Origin of the sequence: Streptomyces sp. NPDC044571 (genome assembly GCF_040647115.1) — a bacterium.
In the GTDB taxonomy this organism is placed as follows: Bacteria; Actinomycetota; Actinomycetes; order Streptomycetales; family Streptomycetaceae; genus Streptomyces.
On record NZ_JBEZBN010000131.1, the window covers coordinates 1 to 1,380 of the forward strand.

Sequence of the window (1,380 nt, forward strand, 5' to 3'; positions counted from 1 at the left end):
GAAGGGCACGCTGAACCCGCGGCCGATCACCTCGTCGCCGTCCGTCGCGACCAGGACGTACGGCGCCAACTCCGTCACCATCCGCGGACCTGGTCGCTTCCCTGCTCTGCCATGACGGGGTCGAACTCGCCGAAGGCGCCCCGGTGCTGGCGTATTACGGGCCGCCCTCCCGCCTCGCCGACATCGTCGAGTGCACCGAACGCCTCCGGCGCATCGGTGAGGACGCCGGCGGTGCGGACAACGTCTTGGGCGAGGACCCCGAGGAGTACGACGAGCTCGCCTGCTCCTGGCGCCGGGACTGGCTTCCGATCAGCCTCGGCATAGGCCGGCAGGCCTGCGACGGGCTGTTCCTGGTCTGCCGTCCAGGACCCGACTTCGGACGCGTCGGCCGGTACTTCGACGAGGACAGCCCGTCTTTCACCGAGTGGCTCGGTCTGCGTCACACCCTGGCCGACTTCGCCGAGGCCCTGGAACAGGGTGGGGCGTTCGGCCACCGCATCCCCCTGGCCTTCGAGGGCGTGCTCGTGTGGGACGGCGAGAAGAGCGTCATCCCCGATCCCGTATCTCCTCTGGCGCTCGCCGCCACGGCGTCCGAACCGGAACGATCGCCCGTTCTCCCGCAGCAGGGCGTCGCAGCATCCGACGGCGGGCACTTCGTCTGGACCCGGAGCGGATCCACCCCGCCGCCGCGGCCTCTCGACGAGCCTGACCTGCTCTTCGTCGAAGGGCTCGATCCCGCCGAGCTGCTGCGCCGGCTGGGGGCCGTTTCCGGAACGGTCCGGCCCCGTAGCCGGGAACAGGCCGAGCGATCGGGCGCCGCGCCGTGGGCGGCGTACCGTCCGATGGTCCGGGCCGGCGTGGCCGGCGGGTGGGCGTACGCGGTCCAGGAGGCGGGTGCACCGCAGTTCGAGCGTGCCGAGGTACTGCACCGGGTCTCGGCGGGCTCACGCGCCGTGGCCTTGTCGAAAGGGAGGTCGCCGATCACCCTGACCGTCTACGAAGACGGGCGCATGCGGCCGGAGGCCTCGCGCCGTCTGCGGGTGCCACTGGATGCGTCCGGGCACGTGGTCGGACCTGCCGCCCGACCGCTCGGCGGACTGCTGCCCGGGGCGCCGCCGAGGTCCGACCCTTCCGTCCCGTCCGTCGGGCTGCTGGCCGAGGTGTGCGAGACGTACGGGATCCCGTACCAGCGGGAGGTCGAGGCTGAGGCCGAGCTTACGAGCGCACTGCTGCTGCCCGTCCTGGAGGACCTGCGCGTGAGAGGCCCGCAGCGCGCCGTCACGTCGGTACGTGACTTCGACTTGGCCACGCTCGTAGAGCGGACTCCGGCGGACCGCCTCCGTACTGCCGTCACGGCACAGCTCGTCCGCCTGGCAGACG

At 72.0% G+C, this 1,380-nt stretch carries 1 protein-coding gene; it reads left to right on the plus strand.

All coding sequences use genetic code 11. From position 1 onward, the window contains the following. Positions 1 to 143: 143 nt before the first annotated feature. Positions 144 to 1,380, plus strand: a 1,237-nt coding sequence (locus AB0B01_RS30755) for a hypothetical protein (protein ID WP_361726255.1), incomplete at its 3' end; no start/stop codon positions are given.